At 33.9% G+C, this 3,390-nt stretch carries 5 protein-coding genes and 1 pseudogene; all 6 read left to right on the forward strand.

All coding sequences use genetic code 11. The features are described 5' to 3' along the window. A partial coding sequence (locus tag TY19_RS03825; RefSeq protein ID WP_042280372.1) for a helix-turn-helix domain-containing protein occupies positions 1-246 on the forward strand: 246 nt, incomplete at its 5' end. A gap of 428 nt (positions 247-674) precedes the next feature. Further along, entirely contained in the window at positions 675-1,787 is a 1,113-nt protein-coding gene (locus tag TY19_RS03830; RefSeq protein ID WP_042280374.1) for a PDDEXK nuclease domain-containing protein, read from the forward strand. A 106-nt stretch (positions 1,788-1,893) separates the two neighbouring features. Then, positions 1,894-2,004: pseudogene (locus TY19_RS14050) on the forward strand (IS982 family transposase); the annotation flags it as partial. Positions 2,005-2,078: 74 nt separating this feature from the next. Further along, the gene (locus TY19_RS03835) at positions 2,079-2,411 is read left to right on the forward strand and encodes a hypothetical protein (RefSeq protein ID WP_102035382.1); all 333 of its coding nucleotides are present in this window, start codon (positions 2,079-2,081) and stop codon (positions 2,409-2,411) included. A 23-nt stretch (positions 2,412-2,434) separates the two neighbouring features. Then, on the forward strand, positions 2,435-2,788 hold the full coding sequence (locus TY19_RS11570; RefSeq protein ID WP_052354761.1) for a hypothetical protein: 354 nt from the start codon (positions 2,435-2,437) through the stop codon (positions 2,786-2,788). 44 nt (positions 2,789-2,832) lie between these two features. Further along, positions 2,833-3,084: a hypothetical protein gene (locus TY19_RS11575; RefSeq protein WP_052354762.1), complete on the forward strand. Its 252-nt coding sequence runs from the start codon at positions 2,833-2,835 to the stop codon at positions 3,082-3,084. The last annotated feature ends 306 nt before the right edge of the window (positions 3,085-3,390 follow it).

The following is a 3,390-nucleotide window of genomic DNA, read 5'->3' on the forward strand; positions in this document are numbered from 1 at the left end:
ATTCCACAGCAGCCAAAAGAGTATCAAGCAAAAGATATAAAACACCTGAGAAATAAACTCAATTGTTCTCAAAGCTTATTGGCTGCTTACCTTAATGTTAGTTTAAATACAATTCAAGCATGGGAACAAGGCTCTCGCAGACCAAATCATGCAGCTCTTCGGCTACTTGAAATTATGGATAGAGGCCCTCAATTTTTAGCCTCTATGATAGGAGCACAAAGTAGTAACAAACATCTTAATGGTTAACACTTGGCTATAATATTTTTGAATGCATGAAATTCTCACTTTGTTATCTAATAAAATTAGAAAAAAATGCTTCGGCGACATTCCGAGGCTCTAAAATAGCATGATTTATCAAAGTAGTCAAAAAGACTACTTTTGCCAACATTATTTTCATTTGTGAATTTAAAAGAATATTTAGAAGAATATCAGATAACCTATCGTGAATTTGCTGATAAGCTTGGCATTCATTTGCATTCTCTAAAAAATATAGAGAATTCTTTAGATGGCTTTTGAACCTCTACTTTTATCATGAACGAGTAAAATAGCCTCACCCCTTCCCTTGGCATAAATTACCAACTATTGCTCTCGACACTTTTACAACATATACTTGACTCTAAGCTATGTGATGAATAGGATGTCAGCTTAAAAGCATCGATGTATTGAGGATCAAAATGCCAAAGGAAAAGAAAGCCAAAAATCAGCCAACAAATACGGAAGAAAGTGAACTATTTTCAAATAAAGAATATGCATTGACTTTGGTAGAACTTAAGAAAACAATTCAAGAATGCCAGATAAGGGCAATCACAGCAATTAATAAAGAATTGGTTCATCTTTACTGGATGATTGGAAAGACAATTGTTGAGAAGCAGAAAAAAAATGGATGGGGAACAGGTGTTATTGAAAAGCTCGCCAAAGACCTACAAGGCACATTTCCTGGGATAGAAGGATTTTCAAGAGCCAATATATTCAGGATGAAAGCATTTTTTTCAGCTTATGAAAAAGTCGCACAAGCCGTGCGACAGTTTGAATCCCTCCCAATATTTTACATTCCTTGGGGGCATAATATTTTGCTTTTACAGAAGTTAAAAAATAATGACGAAAGGTTGTGGTATGCTTCAAAATCTATTGAACATGGTTGGAGCCGTGCAATGCTGGAGATATGGCTAAAATCAGATTTTTATCACAGAGAAGGGAAAGCCATTACGAATTTTCAACAGACTTTACCTAAACCTCAATCAGACTTAGCACAGCAAACTCTTAAAGACCCTTATGTTTTTGACTTTCTTACGCTTCATGAAGATCACATCGAAAAAGATCTCGAAGATGGTCTAGTTAGGCATATTCAAAAGTTTTTATTGGAGCTTGGTCAGGGCTTCTCATTTATGGGTAGGCAGTACCCCATTGTAGTAGAAGGAGATACTTCATACATTGACTTACTTTTCTACCACGTAAAGCTTAGGTGCTTTGTGGTAATCAAGCTTAAGGCGAGAGCATTCAAGCCAGAAGATGCTGGACAATTGAATTACTATCTTTCAGCCGTAGATGATATTTTGAAACACCCTAACGATAACCCAACAATCGGTATTCTACTATGCAAAACCAAAAAGAAGGTTAAAGCCGAATATGCTTTTAGGGATATTAAAAAACCAATGGCAGCAATTGAATATGAAACATTGCTAACAGAGGCATTGCCAGAAGATCTTAAGTCAAGTTTGCCGACCATTAAGGAAATTGAAGAAGAATTAGAAAAGGATACTAAGACATGGCCACAGGAAATCAATTGATATCAGATCCAAATTCAAAAGAATCAGAAATGATAGTTCTAGGACGCATGTTAACCTGAATTTTGGTTTTATATCTTTGACAATGAATAACAGAGATAAAATTTAAATGACAAAGAGAGGGAGAACAATTTCAGGATGTTTTTTTCTCGTGATCAATGAGAAAGGAGAAATTTTGGCTTTTCAGCTCAACCCTGGAAATGTTGCTGATGTCTCTATTGTAAATTAAATATTAATTGCATAATTAAAACTTTTTTAGATAAATTGTCTACTCTCAATAAAATGGAGGACAATATGTTTCAAAAATATTTCATGGCAATTTTATGTGCTTTAATGACATTTGTTTCTATTAGCTGTTTTGCCAAAGACACTGATTTAGGCTGTTTAATTTCTGTGGTTGATGGACATAAAGTGTATTTAAAGCCAGGCTCTGTTCAGATAGCTAAAAATGGAATTTTCATTAACGTAGCTGGTCAACTTAGAGCAATTAATCATTTAGAAATAGACGAACAAGGAGTTTATTTTGATATTTACAGACAAGCTGCACATGGGGATGTATGCCCAGCTTGCTATATTCCTTTAGTTTGGGGATTATGTATGAATCCTGCATGTCCAAGCAAAGGATAAAAAGTTACTACTCATAGAGACCAATGCTAAAACCATTATTTTTATATCTTATTTTGTTCTTTCCATTTTTAGGTTGGTCTCATCCAAATCTTGATAAAATTCCTTCAAAAGATCGTCAGACACTAGAGAACTTTTTTGATTATCTCATTCACAATTCAATCATTGGCTATTCACTTTGTGGTGAAAAACCTGTTTCTATAGAAACATTTCCGACTCTGTCCAAAATTCCGGCTCGATATGCAGTTATAATTTTTACAAAACATCCAGGTTATTCGATTGTATGGAATGGAATAGAGATTTGGCAACGCTATAGCCATTTATTTTCTTCAAATAATTTTGTTTTAGATTTATTCCAGCTTACAGCACAATTGTTTTAATTAATAAACGAGCAACGTTAAAAGTTATAGAAGATAACCTAGACTTGTTTCAAAAGCATTCTAATTCAAACCAAAACGCCGCAGAATTCTTAAAAGAAGTTTGTTGTCCTAAAGACAGAGACTACATGATTCGTTATAACATAACTTTGCTGGGCATTTTGCTTGGTTACGGAAGAAACAACTCCATAGCCTTCTCTAAAAGAGGCTATCTTCAAAAATTAGAAGGATTTCAACTATACAACGCTAATCAATCTTTAAACGCCTTTGTGAATCCTGGATTTTTTTATCATCAATAATGGAACGAATGAAGAAGAAAACGAAGAAATTAGGCAAACGCTTCAGATAGCTAAAAAAATATGGAAGCGGCCTTTAAAAAAGACCACTATCTCGAAAGTTTTATAACTCTATTTACTCGTTTATTCTCATGTGATTTTTTAAAGGCGCTTATTTTACCTTACTGAATTTTCGCTGATTTGTCCTTAAAGAGACTTATGCTTGAGATTTTTAAATGTAAGTACAGAGAAGTTTTAAACAAGAGATTTATTTACCAAGGCATTTTATATACTGTCTATTTTAAGAGTTTTGATAGCCTCATCAGAAAT

The organism is Candidatus Protochlamydia sp. R18, assembly GCF_000648255.1.
Classification (GTDB): Bacteria; Chlamydiota; Chlamydiia; order Chlamydiales; family Parachlamydiaceae; genus Protochlamydia; species Protochlamydia amoebophila.